This window comes from Cupriavidus sp. FW305-26 (genome assembly GCF_058787975.1).
The window spans coordinates 11941-27010 of the sequence record NZ_JBYTAH010000025.1 but is presented as its reverse complement, the minus strand read 5'-3'; the positions used below and the strand labels follow the sequence as shown (position 1 = coordinate 27010).

The window sequence follows — 15070 nt, the reverse complement described above, 5'->3', positions numbered from 1 at the left end:
CCGCGGATGCGGCGCGCCGGTACTCAGGCAATGCGAAGCATGCGCCTTACATATTAAGCTGACGCTTGTCGACGGCCAGCGCGGCTTCGCGCATGACTTCCGACATCGATGGGTGCGGGTGGCAGACGCGGCCGATATCCTCGCTGGCGGCCTTGAACTCCATCGCCACCACGGCTTCGGCGATCAGGTCCGAGGCGTTGGCGGCAACGATGTGCACGCCCAGGATCTCGTCGGTCTTGGCGTCGGCCAGCATCTTGACGAAGCCGTCGGCGTGGCCCATGCCCAGTGCACGGCCGTTGGCCATGAACGGGAACTGGCCGGCCTTGTACTCGCGGCCTTCGGCCTTGAGCTGGGCTTCGGTCTTGCCTACCCATGCGATTTCCGGGAAGGTGTAGATCACCCACGGAACGCAGTTGTAGTCGATATGCGGCTTCTGGCCGGCGATGCGCTCGGCCACGGCCACGCCTTCGTCCTCGGCCTTGTGCGCCAGCATCGGGCCGCGCACCACGTCGCCGATGGCCCACAGGCCCGGCACCTTGGTGGCGCAGTGGTCGTCCACCTCGATGAAGCCGCGCTGGTCTACGGCCAGGCCGACGGCGTCCAGGCCCAGGTTGTCGGTATTGGGCACGCGGCCAACCGACACGATCAGGCGATCGACCTCCAGGGTCTGCGCCTTGCCGTCCTTGTCGGTGTACTTGACGGTCACGCCGTTCTTGCCGGTCGTCACTTCGTTGACGTTCACGCCGAGGCTGAACTTCAGGCCCTGCTTGGTCAGCTGCTTCTGCGCTTCCTTGGCCACGCCTTCGTCGGCGGCGCCCAGGAACGCGGGCAGCGCTTCCAGCACGGTCACATCGGAGCCCAGGCGGCGCCACACCGAGCCCAGTTCCAGGCCGATCACGCCGGCACCGATCACGCCCAGCTTCTTCGGCACTGCGGGGAACTTGAGCGCGCCCTCGTTATCGCTGACCAGGTCATTGTCGACCTTGATGCCCGGCAGGTGGCGAGCCTTCGAACCGGTGGCGATGATGACCTGCTTGGCGGTCACGACTTCACCGGCAACGTCGACCTGGAAGCCCTCGGCGCTCTTGCCGACGAACTTGCCGTAGCCCTTGAGCAGCGTCACCTTGTTCTTGCGGAACAGGAACTCGATGCCCTTGGTCATCTTGCCAACGATGTCGTCCTTGCGCTTGAGCATCTTGGCCACGTCGACCTTGACGTCGCCCACGGTGATGCCGTGGTCGCCCAGGTGGTGCTGGACGTTCTCGAACTCCTCCGAGGAAGCCAGCAGCGCCTTGGAGGGGATGCAGCCCACGTTCAGACAGGTGCCGCCCAGGCGGGCTTCGCCCTTGGGATCGTCATACGGATTGCCTTCGCAGCAGGCCACGTTCAGGCCCAGCTGGCCGGCGCGGATGGCGGCGATGTAGCCGCCGGGGCCGGCGCCGATCACCAGCACGTCGAATTGTTTGCTCATGGAAATTCCTTTGTGGGCGCCGGCGACAGCTTGTGCCGGCGCGCCTTCATCACGGGGGAAGCGCGCCCCGCGCACGGCAGGCGTGCGCGGGGGGACCGTTAATTACAGGTCCAGCAGCAGGCGGGCCGGATCTTCCAGCGCGTCCTTCATGGCCACCAGGCCCAGCACGGCTTCACGGCCGTCGATGATGCGGTGGTCATAAGACATCGCCAGGTAGTTCATCGGGCGGATCACGATCTGGCCGTCTTCCACCACCGGGCGGTCCTTGGTGGCGTGCACGCCCAGGATGGCCGATTGCGGCGGGTTGATGATCGGGGTCGACAGCATCGAACCGAACACGCCGCCGTTGGAGATCGAGAAGGTACCGCCGGTCAGTTCTTCCAGCGACAGCTTGCCGTCACGGGCCTTGACGCCGAACTCGGCAATCTTCTTCTCGATGTCGGCCAGGCTCATCTGGTCGGCATTGCGCAGGATGGGCACCACCAGGCCGCGCGGCGAACCCACGGCGATGCCGATGTCGAAGTAGCCGTGGTAGACAATGTCGTTGCCGTCGATCGAAGCATTGATCAGCGGGAACTTCTTCAGCGCGTGCACCGCGGCCTTGACGAAGAACGACATGAAGCCCAGCTTGACGCCGTGTTCCTTCTCGAAGCGGTCCTTGTACTTGTTGCGCAGGTCCATCACCGGCTTCATGTTCACTTCATTGAAGGTGGTGAGGATGGCGTTGGTCGATTGCGATTGCAGCAGGCGCTCGGCGATACGGGCGCGCAGACGGCTCATCGGCACGCGCTCTTCCGGGCGGTCGCCCAGCGCGGCAAAGTCAACCGGGGCCGAAACCTGCTGCAGCGCCGGCTTGGCGGCAGCCGGAGCCGGAGCAGCCTTGGCGGCCGGGGCAGCAGCAGCGGCCAGCGCGTCACCCTTGGTGATGCGGCCGTCCTTGCCGGTGCCTGCAACCTGGCCAGCCGACAGGCCGGCTTCTGCCATCAGCTTGGCAGCCGACGGCATCGCCACACCACCTGCGGCGGCCGGAGCGGCGGCAGCAGCGGCAGGTGCCGGGGCAGCGGCGGCAGGTGCCGGAGCGGCAGCAGCCGGTGCGGCGGCGCCAGCGGTGGCTTCGGTGTCGATCTTGGCGATGATCTCATCGGCCACGACGGTGTCGCCGTCGTTCTTGACGATAATCGACAGGACACCAGCCGACGGGGCCGGCACTTCCAGCACGACCTTGTCGGTTTCGATCTCGATCAGGATTTCGTCCTGTGCAACAGCCTCGCCCGGCTTCTTCTTCCAGTTGAGCATGGTCGCTTCGGCGACCGATTCGGAGAGCTGCGGAACCTTGACGTCAACGATAGCCATGGTTGTGAATTCCTCGTGTTATGCGTGTTGTCTTTATGCTGGCTATGCCACGGCGGCCGTCTGCGCGCGCCGCCGTGGCTGCCGCTTGATTACTTGGTCAGAACAAAGCCCTTGAGCTTGGCGAAGGCAGCCTCCAGCAGCGCCTTCTGTTGCTCGTTGTGCTTTGCGTAGTAGCCCACTGCCGGCGAAGCCGAAGCGGGACGACCGGCATAACCGAGCTTCTGGCCATCCGTCATGTTTTCCATGATGTAGTGCTGCACGAAGAACCAGGCACCCTGGTTCTGCGGCTCGTCCTGGCACCACACGATTTCGGTGGCGTTCGGATACTTCTTGAGTTCTGCTGCCACGGCCTTGTGCGGGAACGGATACAGCTGTTCCAGGCGGATCACCGCCGTATCATTGGCCTCGCGTTCCTTGCGCGTGTTGACCAGGTCGTAGTAGACCTTGCCCGAGCACATGATGACGCGCTTGACCTTGCTGGCGTTGAGCTCTTCGTGGTCAGGGATGACCGTCTCGAAGTGGCCCTTGGCCAGGTCCGACAGCGGCGACACAGCGTCCTTGTTACGCAGCAGCGACTTCGGCGTCATGATCACCAGCGGCTTGCGGAACAGACGGATCATCTGTCGGCGCAGCAGGTGGAAGATCTGGGCCGGCGTGGTCGGCTGGCAGACCTGCATGTTGTGGTCCGCGCAAAGCTGCAGGAAGCGCTCGATACGGGCCGAGCTGTGTTCCGGGCCCTGGCCTTCGTAGCCGTGCGGCAGCATCAGCGTCAGGCCCGAGGCACGGCCCCACTTCACTTCACCCGACGAGATGAACTGGTCGATCACCACCTGGGCGCCGTTGACGAAGTCGCCGAACTGGGCTTCCCAGATCACCAGCGCGTTCGGTTCGGCGGCCGAGTAGCCGTATTCGAAGCCGAGCACGGCCTCTTCGGACAGCACCGAGTCGATCACCGTGAACGGTGCCTGGTTTTCCGACACGTTCTGCAGCGGCACGTAGCTGCCGGCATCCCAGCGCTCGCGGGCCTGGTCGTGCAGCACGGCGTGGCGGTGGGTGAAGGTGCCGCGGCCAGCGTCCTGGCCGGTGATACGCACCGGGTAGCCCGACGACACCAGCGAGGCGAAGGCCAGGTGCTCACCCATGCCCCAGTCCAGCGGCTGGTCGCCGCGGCCCATGTTGGCGCGGTCCTTGACGACCTTCTCCACCAGCGGGTGCAGCTTCAGGGTCTCAGGCGTGGTGGTGATGCGTTCGGCCAGGCGCTTGAGCTCGGTCACCGGCACGGCGGTGTCGGCGGCGTCGGTCCACTTGCGGTTCAGGAACGGCATCCAGTCCACGGCGAACTTGTTCTTGAAGTTCGACAGGACGGGGTCGGCGGTGTGCTTGCCGGCGTCCATCGCGGCGCGGTATTCCTTGACCTTCTCGTCGCCGAACTCGGCCGGGACCAGGTTCTGCGCGGCCAGCTTGTCAGCGTACAGCTTGCGCGTGCCGGGGTGCTGGGCGATCTTCTTGTACATCAGCGGCTGCGTGACCGCCGGGGTGTCCTGCTCGTTGTGGCCCAGCTTGCGGAAGCAGATGATGTCGACCACGACATCCTTCTTGAACTCCATGCGGAAGTCCACGGCCAGCTGCATGGCGTACACCACGGCTTCGGGATCGTCGCCGTTCACGTGCAGCACCGGGGCCTCGATCATCTTGACCACGTCCGTGCAGTACAGCGTCGAACGCGCGTCGCGCGGGTCGGAGGTAGTGAAGCCGATCTGGTTGTTGATGACGATGTGCATCGAGCCGCCCGTGCCGTAGCCGCGGGTCTGCGCGAGGTTCAGCGTCTCCATCACCACGCCCTGGCCGGCAAAGGCCGCGTCGCCGTGCACCTGCACCGGCAGCACTTCCTTGTGGCCGACTTCGCCGCGGCGTTCCTGGCGGGCCTTGGCCGAGCCTTCGACCACCGGGTTGACGATTTCCAGGTGCGACGGGTTGAACGCCAGCGACAGGTGGACCGGGCCGCCTTCGGTCGAGACATCGCTCGAGAAGCCCTTGTGGTACTTGACGTCACCGGCCGGCAGGTCGTCGACGTGCTTGCCTTCGAATTCGGCGAACAGGTCGGCGGGCATCTTGCCCAGCGTGTTGACCAGCACGTTCAGGCGGCCACGGTGGGCCATGCCGATCACGATTTCCTGCACGCCCTTGCTGCCGGCGTGCTGGATCAGCTCGTCCATGGCGGCGATGAAGCTTTCGCCGCCTTCCAGCGAGAAGCGCTTCTGGCCGACGTACTTGGTGTGCAGGAAGCGCTCCAGGCCTTCAGCCGCGGTCAGGCGGTCCAGGATGTGCTTCTTCTTTTCCAGCGTGAACACGGGCTTGGAACGCGTGGTTTCCAGGCGCTCCTGCCACCAGCGCTTCTGCGCCTGGTCGCTCACGTACATGAATTCGAAACCGATGGTGCCGCAGTAGGTTTCGCGCAGGTTGTTGAGCAGCTCGCGCAGGCTCATCGACTCCTTGCCAAAGTAGGTATTGCTGGCATTGAAGACGATGTCGAGGTCTGCTTCGGAGAAGCCGTAGAACGCCGGGTCCAGGTCCGGCAGGGGCGGACGCTCCTGGCGCTTGAGCGGGTCCAGGTCGGCCCAGTGCGAACCGATGTTGCGGTAGGCGGCGATCAGCTGGGTGGCAGCGACGCGCTTGCGGCCCATGTCGGAATCGGCCGAGGCAACGATGGTCCTGATGGGGCCTTGCTTGGCGCGCTCGGCGAACGAGGCAACGATGGGGGCGTGGGGGATATCCCGGCCGTTCGAGCCGTCGACCGCAGGAACGTTCTGCATGGCGTCGAAATACGCGCGCCAATTGTCGGGAACCGAGGCGGGGTTCTGGAGGTAGGCCTCGTACAGTTCTTCGACATACGGGGCGTTACCGCCGAAGAGGTACGAGTTGCTCTGATACTGCTGCATCATGGGACGCTCACTATTCTCCGGGAATGCCGGAGTTCAGCGGGTTATTCAACCTTCCGCGACACGGCTTGACCGGTTAGCGGATCGCAAACAACTCTTGGGAGCCCAACTGAGGCGCCTACACAAACGGCACCGCTTGGGTGCCGCGTGTGATGGCTTCCTCACAAGGCCCGAAAGGGCAAGTTGTGCGGGGAAGGACCTAAAGTCTTCACGGCGTTAAGAATAGCATGAATTGCCTTTGATCAATGTGGACTTTTCGCGATACGAAACACCTACCCACGACAATTCGGTTCGCAATCAGCGAATTAGCAACACCCGCACAACAATTTGAATCAAGGCGCGATCTGGTCGACGGCGTCTGTGATCAGCCCGTCCAGGCCCCAGGCCAGCAACTGCGCCGCCCGCGCCGGATCGTTCACGGTATAGCAGAGGACCCGGAAACCGGCCGCGTGCGCGGCGGCGATCACGCCGGCATCCAGTTCGCGGTGGTTGGCATCCAGCGCCACGCAGCCCAGCCGGCGCAGCCGCTCCAGCCAGTCCGCGGGCAGCTGGTCGAGCAGCAGCGCGCGCGGCAGGTCCGGCGCGACGCGCGCCGCGGCGGCCAGCGCCTCTTCAGAAAACGATGACAGCAACGGCGGCACCGCGGCAGCCGCCCACAGCGACTGCGCGTCCAGCGCCACCGCCGCACCGGTGCGCGCCTCGGTGCCGGGCACTGGCTTGATCTCGATATTGACCATCAAGCCGTTGGCCTGGGTATAGCGTGCGATGGCCGCCAGCGTCGGCACGGGCTCGCCGGCGAAGGCGGGGCTGTGCCACGTGCCGGCGTCCAGCTGCGCGAGTTCGCCCAGTGTCAGCGCATCCACCCTGCCCTGGCCGCTGGTGGTGCGGTCCAGCGTGGCGTCGTGCATCAGCACCGGCTTGCCGTCGGCCGACAGCTTCACGTCGAACTCGAACATCCGGTAGCCAAAGCCGGCGCCGTGGCGAAACGCTGCCAGCGTGTTCTCCGGCGCCAGCTTGCCGGCGCCGCGGTGCGCGATATGGCTCGGGTACCGCCAGGCAGTGTCGGTTACGCTGGTCATGTCAGGCCTCGATGCGCTTGCCCGTATCGGGCGCAAAGAAATGCAGGTGCTCCGCCGACGACGTCACCGGCAGGCGGTCGCCGGCGCGCACGTGCGCATGGCTGTCCAGGCGCACCACCACCGCCTGTCCGCCAAGCGAGCCATAGGCAAAGGAATCCGCGCCGAGGGCCTCGACCACGCGCACATCGACTTCGGCGATGGCCTCATGCGCGGCGCACGGCTCGATATGCTCCGGGCGCAGCCCCAGCAGTGCCTGCTCCGGCAGGTGCAGCCCCATCGGCAGGTGCCCCAGCGTGGCGTTGGCGGCCTCGCCTTCCTTCGCCACCACGCGCATCTGCGCGCCAGTGTCGCCGCCGGCGTTGCGCGCCACCGGGATCAGGTTCATCGGCGGCGAGCCGATAAAGCCGGCCACGAAGGTGCTGGCCGGACGCGAATAGACTTCCAGCGGCGTGCCGATCTGCTCGACGCGTCCGGCGTTGAGCACCATCATGCGGTCGGCCAGCGTCATCGCCTCGACCTGGTCGTGCGTGACGTACAGGCTGGTGGTGCCCAGGCGCCGGTGCAGCTCCTTCAGTTCCAGCCGCATCTGCACGCGCAGCTTGGCGTCCAGGTTGGACAGCGGCTCGTCGAACAGGAACACCGCCGGCTCGCGCACGATGGCGCGGCCCATGGCCACGCGCTGGCGCTGTCCGCCCGATAGCTGGCGCGGCTTGCGGTCCAGCAGCGGCGCCAGCTCCAGGATGCCGGCGGCATGGTTCACCCGCTGCGCGATCTCGGCCTTGGCCATGCCGCGGATCTTCAGGCCGTAGGCCATGTTGTCGTACACGCTCATATGCGGATAGAGCGCGTAGTTCTGGAACACCATGGCGATGTCCCGCTCGGCCGGCTCCAGGTTATTCACGACCTTGTCGCCGATATGGATTTCGCCGCCGGTGATGGTTTCCAGCCCCGCCACCATGCGCAGCAGCGTGGACTTGCCGCAGCCCGAGGGGCCGACGATGACGATGAATTCGCCGTCGGCGATCTCCATGTCGATGCCGTGCACCACCTGGACGCTGCCGGCGTAGGTTTTCTGAACGTTGCGTAGCGACAGTTTTGCCATTGCTGTTGTCCTGCGCGTGGCTCGTGGCCACCGCGCCTTATTTTTCCGTTTCGACCAGGCCCTTGACGAACCACTTCTGCATCAGCACCACCACCACCGCCGGCGGGATCATCGCCAGCATCACGGTGGCCATCACCAGGTTCCAGTCGGTGGCCGCGTCACCCGAGCGCGAGATCATCTGCGTCACGCCCACCACCACCGGCGTCATCGACTTCTGCGTGGTGATCAGCAGCGGCCACAGGTACTGGTTCCAGCCGTAGATAAACTGGATCACGAAGAGCGCGGCGATGCTGGTGCGCGACAGCGGCAGCACCACGTCCCAGAAGAATCGCAGCGGCCCGGCGCCGTCGATGCGCGCGGCCTCGGCCAGCTCGTCCGGAATGGTCAGGAAGAACTGGCGGAACAGGAAGGTGGCGGTGGCCGACGCGATGATCGGGACGGTCAGGCCAAAGTAACTGTCCAGCATGCCGAGGTCCGACACCACCTTGTAGGTCGGCAGGATGCGCACCTCCACCGGCAGCATCAGCGTGATGAAGATCAGCCAGAAGAAGGTCTTGCGCAGCGGGAACTTGAAATAGACGATGGCAAAGGCCGAGATGATCGAGATCGCGATCTTGCCCAGCGCAATGCCCAGCGCCATGATCAGGCTGTTCTTCATCATGGTCGAGACAGGCGATGCGGCCTCGCCCACGCCCTGGAACAGCACGGTGCGATAGTTCTCGATCAGGTGGCTGCCTGGGATCAGCGTCATCGGCGCGTCCAGCACCTCTTCGGCGGTCAGCGTGGACGCAACGAAGGTCAGGTACACCGGGAACACCACGATCACGATGCCCAGGATCAGCACCGCATGGCTCAGGAAATCAAGGAAGGGGCGACGTTCTACCATGTGCTGTCTCCGTCAGTACTGGACCTTGCGTTCAACATAGCGGAACTGCACCACGGTCAGCGCGATCACGATCACCATCAGCACCACCGACTGCGCGGCCGAGCCCCCGATGTCCATGCCGCGGAAGCCGTCATGGAAGACCTTGTAGACCAGCGTGTTGGTCGAATTGAACGGGCCGCCGTGGGTGACCGCGTCGATGATCGCGAAGGTATCGAAGAACGCGTAGACCACGTTGATCACCATCAGGAAGAAGGTGGTCGGCGACAGCAGCGGGAACATGATCGACCAGAAGCGGCGCCATGGGCCGGCGCCGTCGATGGCGGCGGCCTCGATCAGCGAGCGCGGGATGCTCTGCAGACCCGCCAGGAAGAACAGGAAGTTGTAGCTGATCTGCTTCCAGGCGGCGGCCAGCACCACCAGCAGCAATGCCTGGTCGCCATTGAGCAGGAAGTTCCATTCCACGCCGAGCTTGCGCAGCGCATAGGACACCACGCCCAGCGTCGGGTTGAACATGAACATCCACAGCACGCCGGCCACGGCCGGCGCCACCGCATACGGCCAGATCAGCAACGTCTTGTAGCCGACGGCGCCGCGGATGATGCGGTCGGCAAAATAGGCCAGCAGCAGCGCGGTAGTCAGGCCCACCACGGTCACGCCCACGGCAAAGATGGCGGTGGTCTGGAACGACTCCACGTACAGCGGGTCGTTCCACAGCATGCGGAAGTTGTCGAGGCCGACGAACTCAAGGTTGATGCCGAAGGCATCCTGCTGCAGCATCGACTGGTACAGCGCCTGCCCGGCGGGCAGGAAGAAGAAGATCAGCGTGATCGCGATCTGCGGCAACACCAGCAGATACGGCAGCCACGGCGAACGGAAAACGACGCGTTTTTCCATGAACGGATTCCGGCGAATGCTGCGGGTCGCGGCATCGGACTAGGTACGGAGTTGCGGAGGGCCCCGATCGGTGAGACAGGGCCGTCCACAATGCAATCGGGCGGAGGTTTCGCCACCGCCCGATTGTCACATCAGCTTGCTGGCTATGCCGGCTTACTCGCGGGCAGTCTTCTGGAAGCGCTCCAGCAGATCATTGCCGCGGGCCACGGCCGAGTCCAGCGCCGCCTTGGGCTCCTTCTTGCCGGCCCAGACGGCTTCCAGTTCCTCGTCCACCACGGTGCGGATCTGCACCATGTTGCCCAGGCGCACGCCGCGCGACTTGTCGGTGGTCTTGACCACCATCTGCTGCACCGACACATCGGCACCCGGGTTCTTGTCGTAGTAGCCCGATTTCTTCGTCATCTCGTAGGCGGCCATCGTCACCGGCAGGTAGCCGGTGGCCTGGTGCCAGTCAGACTGGATCTCGGGGCGCGACAGGAAATTGAAGAACTTGGCCACGCCCTTGTACTCGTCGGGCTTCTTGCCGCCCATCACCCACAGCGAAGCGCCGCCGATGATGGTGTTCTGCGGGGCACCCTGCACCTCCGGGTAATACGGCAGCTGTGCCACCGCGAACGCGAACTTGGCATTCTTGCGGATATTGGCCAGCGATGCCGACGAGCCGGTGAACATCGCGCACTCGCCGTTGTAGAACTTGGCCTGCGACTCAGCCTTGCGCCCGCCGTAGCTGAAATAGCCCTTCTTCACCATGTCCTGCAGGTTGGTGATGTGCTTGACGTGCAGCGGGCTGTTGAAGAGCAGGCGCGTGTCGGTGCCGCCGAAGCCGTTGTTCTTGGTCGCATACAGCGTGTTGTGCCAGGCCGAGAAGCTCTCCAGGTGGACCCAGCCCTGCCAGTCGGTGGTGTAGGCGCAGTTGGTGCCCGAGGCCTTGAGCTTGGCCGAGTACTGCATCACCTCGGGCCAGGTCTTGGGCGGCTTTTCCGGATCCAGGCCGGCCTTCTTGAAGGCGTCCTTGTTGTAGTAGAACACCGTGGTCGAGCTGTTGAACGGGAACGACAGCATCTCGCCCTTGGACGAGGTGTAGTAGCCCGCCACCGCCGGGATATAGGCCTTCTGGTCGAACTTCTCGCCGGCGTCCTTCATCACCGCCGATACCGGCTTGATCGCGCCCTTGGCGCTCATCATGGTGGCGGTGCCCACTTCAAACACCTGCAGGATGGCGGGCGAGCCACCGGCGCGGAAGGCCGCAATGCCCGCAGCCATGGTTTCGTCGTAGTTGCCCTTGTTGACCGGCACCACCTTGTATTCGGACTGGCTGGCGTTGAACTTGTTGGCGATCTCGTTCACCTTGTCGTTCAGGGCGCCCTGCATGGCGTGCCACCACTGGATTTCAACGGCGGCGTGGGCGCTGCCGGCCCCGGTCAGGGCTGCCAGCGCTGCGAGTTTGAGCACGGTACGGGATAAGGACATCGGTGGCTCTCCTTTGGTCTGTCTGTTCCGGTCGGTCGAAAATCCGACAGTATGTGATTTTTTTGTGACAGCGGCATGTTACGCCTGTCGCACCTGAGCTAGCAAATCAGCAGATTCACCAGTATGGCCAGTACGATGCCTTTTGCAGTGCAATAAGGGAAATTGCCGCCAGATCCGCGGTTACAATGGCCCGCCATGCAATCCCTGAACAAGCTCTCTAATTCCGTGCTGCAGCGCGTGCGCGGCGTGCTGACCGACATCGACGGCACCCTGACCACCGACGGGCGGCTGCCGGCCTCGACCTACCTGGCGCTCGACGGGCTGCGCCGCGCGGGCCTGCACGTGATCCCGGTCACCGGGCGCTGCATCGCCTGGGCCGAGATCCTGACCCGGCTGTGGCCGGTCGACGCCATCATCGGCGAGAACGGTGCGTTCTACTCGCACTTGCACAACGGCCGCCTGCAGACCCGCTTCCTGGACGATGCCGCCACGCGCGCGCGCAACCTGGAGCGCATCGAAGCGCTGGGCCAGCGCATCGTGCGCGAAGTGCCGGGCTGCGCGCTGGCCTCGGACCAGGCCTGGCATGCCGCCGACCTGGCCATCGACCATGCCGAGGACGTCGCGCCGTTGCCTGCAGACGCCGTGGCCCGCATCGCCGCCATCATGCGCGAGGCCGGCATGACCGCCACGGTCAGCTCGATCCATGTTAACGGCTGGTTCGGCCTGCACGACAAGCTGTCGATGAGCAGGCTGTGCGTGGCCGAACTGCTGGGCGAAGACGTGGACGCGCGCCGCGACGAATGGCTGTTTATCGGCGATTCGGCCAACGATGCCAGCATGTTCGCCCACTTTCCGCTGTCGGTTGGCGTGGCCAATGTGCGCGACATCCTGCCGCAGCTGCCGGTGCCGCCGGCCTACATCACCGCAGCGGCCGGTGGCGAGGGCTTTGCCGAGATGGCGCAGCGGCTGGTCGAAGCGCGCGGCTGAATACCTCACGCAAAACAAGAAAACCGGCCGGGAAAGTCCCGGCCGGTTTTTCTTGTCACCCGCCCTGCCCTGGCTCAGTCGAACCCAAGCTCCTGCAGCTTGCGCGTGATGGTATTGCGCCCGATCCCGAGCCGGGTCGCCGCCTCGACGCGGCGCCCGCGCGTGACACCCAGCGCGGCCTCCAGCACGGCCTTCTCGAAGCGGCGCGTCAGCACATCCATGACCTCCGGCTGGCCGGCTTCGAGCATTGCCCGTGCTTCGCCGGCGAGCAGGCTTTCCCAGCCGGCCGAGGCCAGGGCCGGGACCACCGTCGCCACGGACGCGGGCCGGACTGCGGTGGCCGTGTCGGCCTCTGCCACCGTCGTCGCGTAGCCGCCGTAGTCGGCCAGGTCAGGCGCGCTTTCATACTCGGGCGCGCGCGCTTCGGCAACGCGCTCGGGCCGCGGCGCATTGACCGGCTCGCTGGTGCCGGCTTCCAGCATCTCGCGCGGCAGGTCCTTGACCTCGATGGTCTGGGCCGGCGCCATCACGGTCAGCCAGTTGCACAGGTTCTCCAGCTGGCGCACGTTGCCGGGGAATGGCAGCGTGCTGACATAGGCCAGCGCTTCGTCGGACATGCGCTTGGGCTCGACGCCCAGTTCCTTGGCGCTCTTCTGCAGGAAATGACGCGCCAGCAGCGTGATGTCCTCCGGGCGTTCGCGCAGCGGCGGCAGGCGCAGCCGGATCACGTTCAGGCGGTGGAACAAGTCCTCGCGGAACAGCCCTTCCTTGACGCGCAGCTCCAGGTTCTGGTGGGTGGCGGCAATCACGCGCACATTGGCGCGCAAGGGGTTGTGGCCGCCGACACGATAGAAGTTGCCATCGGACAGCACGCGCAGCAGGCGCGTCTGCAGGTCGAACGGCATGTCGCCGATTTCGTCGAGGAACAGCGTGCCGCCCTCGGCCTGCTCGAAGCGGCCGCGCCGCATGGTCTGCGCACCGGTGAAGGCGCCGCGCTCATGGCCGAACAGTTCGGATTCGAGCAGGTCCTTGGGGATGGCTGCGGTATTGAGCGCGATAAAGGGCCCGTTGGCACGCGGGCTGTGCTTGTGCAGCGCGCGTGCGACCAGCTCCTTGCCGGTGCCAGACTCGCCGGTGATCATCACCGTCACGTTGGACTGCGAGAGCCGGCCGATGGCGCGGAACACGTCCTGCATCGCCGGCGCCTGGCCGAGGATCTCGGGCGCATCGACGAGGCGGTCGTCCAGTTCTTCCTCGCGCAGGCTTTCTTCCAGCGCGCGGCGGATCAGCTCGACCGCCTTGTCGACATCGAAGGGCTTGGCCAGGTATTCGAAGGCACCGCCCTGGAACGCGGCCACGGCGCTGTCCAGGTCAGAGTAGGCCGTCATCACGATGACCGGCAGGCCCGGATGCCGCGCCTTGATGGCCTGCAGCAGGTCCAGGCCCGATCCGCCGGGCATGCGGATATCCGATATCAGCACCTGGGGCTGGTCTTCTTCCAGCGCGGCCAGCGCATCCCGCACATTGGTGAAGCTGCGCGAGAGCAGGCTTTCACGGGCCAGGGCCTTTTCCAGGACCCAGCGGATTGATTGATCGTCGTCGACTATCCAGATCGGCTTCATGTGCGTCGCTTGTCTGCTCGGTGTCATTTGGTCTTCCGCATGCCCGGCCACGGCGGATGCACCATCGCTCGCGGACGCCAGCAAAAGCTAGTGCAGCGGCAGCAGGATGCGGAAGTCGGTACAGCCCGGCCTGCTCTCGCATTCGATCAAGCCCTCGTGCTGCTGCACGAAGGTTTGAGCGAGTGTGAGACCGAGTCCGCTGCCGCCATCCCTGCCCGATACCAGCGGATAGAAGATGCGTTCGCGGATGTCTTCGGAAATTCCCGGGCCGTTGTCGATGACATGCAAGTCCAATGCCAGCTTGAACAAGCGCTTGGCAATCGTGACCTGGCGCGCCACGCGCGTGCGCAGCACGATCTGTGCATCGCCGCGCGCCATGCGGTCGGCCAGCGCCTGCGCGGCGTTGTGCACGATGTTGAGCACGGCCTGGATCAGTTGCTCCATGTCGCCCTGCAGCTCGGGCAGGCTGGCGTCGTAGTCGCGCACGATCTCCAGCCCGTTGGGGAACTCCGCCAGCACCACCGAGCGCACGCGCTCCAGCACTTCGTGGATATTCAGGCTGGACACGATATGCGGATGCCGGTGCGGCTCCAGCAGCCGGTCCACCAGCGTCTGCAGCCGGTCCGATTCCTTGATGATGACCTGCGTGTATTCGCGCAGCGAGCGCTCCGGCAGCTCGAACTCCAGCAGCTGCGCCGCGCCGCGAATGCCGCCCAGCGGGTTCTTGATTTCGTGGGCCAGGTTGCGGATCAGTTCCTTGTTGGCCGAGGTCAGGTCCAGGATGCGTTCTTCGCGTTCGCTGCGCACCTTCTGTTCATTGGGCAGGATTTCCACCACCACGGTGTCGCCGACCGCTTCCAGCGCGGAGATCACCACGTGCACATGGGCCGGCTCCTGCAGCGGCGGGTGCAGGATCAGGTCCTGCCGGCGCACGTCGAACTGCCGCGTGACCACGGTGTCGATCATGCTGTGCAGCTCATCGGAACGCCCGAACAGGTCAGGCAGCGTCAGCTCCACCATGCCCTTGCGCGACACGCCGAAGGTGGCTTCAGCGGCCGGGTTCGCAAAGACGACGCGCAGCCCCGGCTGCTGCACCAGCAGCACCGGGTTGGCCACTACGTCCAGGCCGGCATGGAACGCCACGGCGCCCATGGTCAGCACCTGGGCGCTGCCTTCGGCCGGCGCCGCATCAGCCGCCGGCGATTCGCCACGGGCGCCGTCGGCACCGCTGGCCTTGCGCGACACTCCGCGAATCAGGCGACGCATA

The 15070-nt window shown here is 65.2% G+C and carries 11 protein-coding genes; 1 reads left to right on the top strand and 10 read right to left on the bottom strand.

What is annotated here, in order from left to right:
* Positions 1-46: 46 nt before the first annotated feature.
* The 8 genes from lpdA to ugpB all read right to left on the bottom strand — a co-directional run bounded on the left by lpdA (position 47) and on the right by ugpB (position 11194).
* Positions 47-1471, bottom strand: a complete 1425-nt coding sequence (gene lpdA, locus AC3WQZ_RS15640) for a dihydrolipoyl dehydrogenase (protein ID WP_492300847.1) — start codon at positions 1469-1471, stop codon at positions 47-49.
* Positions 1472-1573: 102 nt separating this feature from the next.
* Entirely contained in the window at positions 1574-2824 is a 1251-nt protein-coding gene (gene odhB / locus AC3WQZ_RS15635) for a 2-oxoglutarate dehydrogenase complex dihydrolipoyllysine-residue succinyltransferase (protein ID WP_058697178.1), read from the bottom strand.
* An 89-nt stretch (positions 2825-2913) separates the two neighbouring features.
* Positions 2914-5766 (bottom strand): 2-oxoglutarate dehydrogenase E1 component, encoded by a 2853-nt coding sequence (locus AC3WQZ_RS15630; RefSeq protein ID WP_058697179.1) that lies wholly within the window; start codon positions 5764-5766, stop codon positions 2914-2916.
* 329 nt (positions 5767-6095) lie between these two features.
* Positions 6096-6842 (bottom strand): glycerophosphodiester phosphodiesterase, encoded by a 747-nt coding sequence (gene ugpQ, locus AC3WQZ_RS15625; RefSeq protein ID WP_010809463.1) that lies wholly within the window; start codon positions 6840-6842, stop codon positions 6096-6098.
* Position 6843: 1 nt separating this feature from the next.
* Complete coding sequence (locus tag AC3WQZ_RS15620) at positions 6844-7944, bottom strand: sn-glycerol-3-phosphate import ATP-binding protein UgpC (protein ID WP_010809462.1); 1101 nt, start codon at positions 7942-7944, stop codon at positions 6844-6846.
* Positions 7945-7981: 37 nt separating this feature from the next.
* Entirely contained in the window at positions 7982-8830 is an 849-nt protein-coding gene (ugpE, locus tag AC3WQZ_RS15615) for a sn-glycerol-3-phosphate ABC transporter permease UgpE (protein WP_010809461.1), read from the bottom strand.
* Positions 8831-8842: 12 nt separating this feature from the next.
* Positions 8843-9724 carry a sn-glycerol-3-phosphate ABC transporter permease UgpA gene (gene ugpA / locus AC3WQZ_RS15610; RefSeq protein WP_010809460.1) on the bottom strand — a complete coding sequence of 294 codons (882 nt, stop codon included), beginning with the start codon at positions 9722-9724 and terminating at the stop codon, positions 8843-8845.
* A 153-nt stretch (positions 9725-9877) separates the two neighbouring features.
* Positions 9878-11194 (bottom strand): sn-glycerol-3-phosphate ABC transporter substrate-binding protein UgpB, encoded by a 1317-nt coding sequence (ugpB, locus tag AC3WQZ_RS15605; RefSeq protein ID WP_010809459.1) that lies wholly within the window; start codon positions 11192-11194, stop codon positions 9878-9880.
* 195 nt (positions 11195-11389) lie between these two features.
* Between ugpB and AC3WQZ_RS15600 the strand changes: the two genes are divergently transcribed.
* A complete protein-coding gene (locus AC3WQZ_RS15600; RefSeq protein ID WP_011615611.1) occupies positions 11390-12181 on the top strand; it encodes an HAD-IIB family hydrolase in 792 nt (263 codons plus the stop codon).
* Between the two features lie 74 nt (positions 12182-12255).
* Here AC3WQZ_RS15600 and ntrC read toward each other — a convergent pair whose 3' ends face one another.
* Both ntrC and glnL read right to left on the bottom strand, forming a co-directional pair.
* Positions 12256-13803, bottom strand: coding sequence for a nitrogen regulation protein NR(I) (ntrC, locus tag AC3WQZ_RS15595; RefSeq protein WP_011615612.1), 1548 nt, complete (start codon positions 13801-13803; stop codon positions 12256-12258).
* A gap of 87 nt (positions 13804-13890) precedes the next feature.
* A complete protein-coding gene (glnL, locus tag AC3WQZ_RS15590; protein ID WP_010809456.1) occupies positions 13891-15069 on the bottom strand; it encodes a nitrogen regulation protein NR(II) in 1179 nt (392 codons plus the stop codon).
* Between the last annotated feature and the right edge of the window lies 1 nt (position 15070).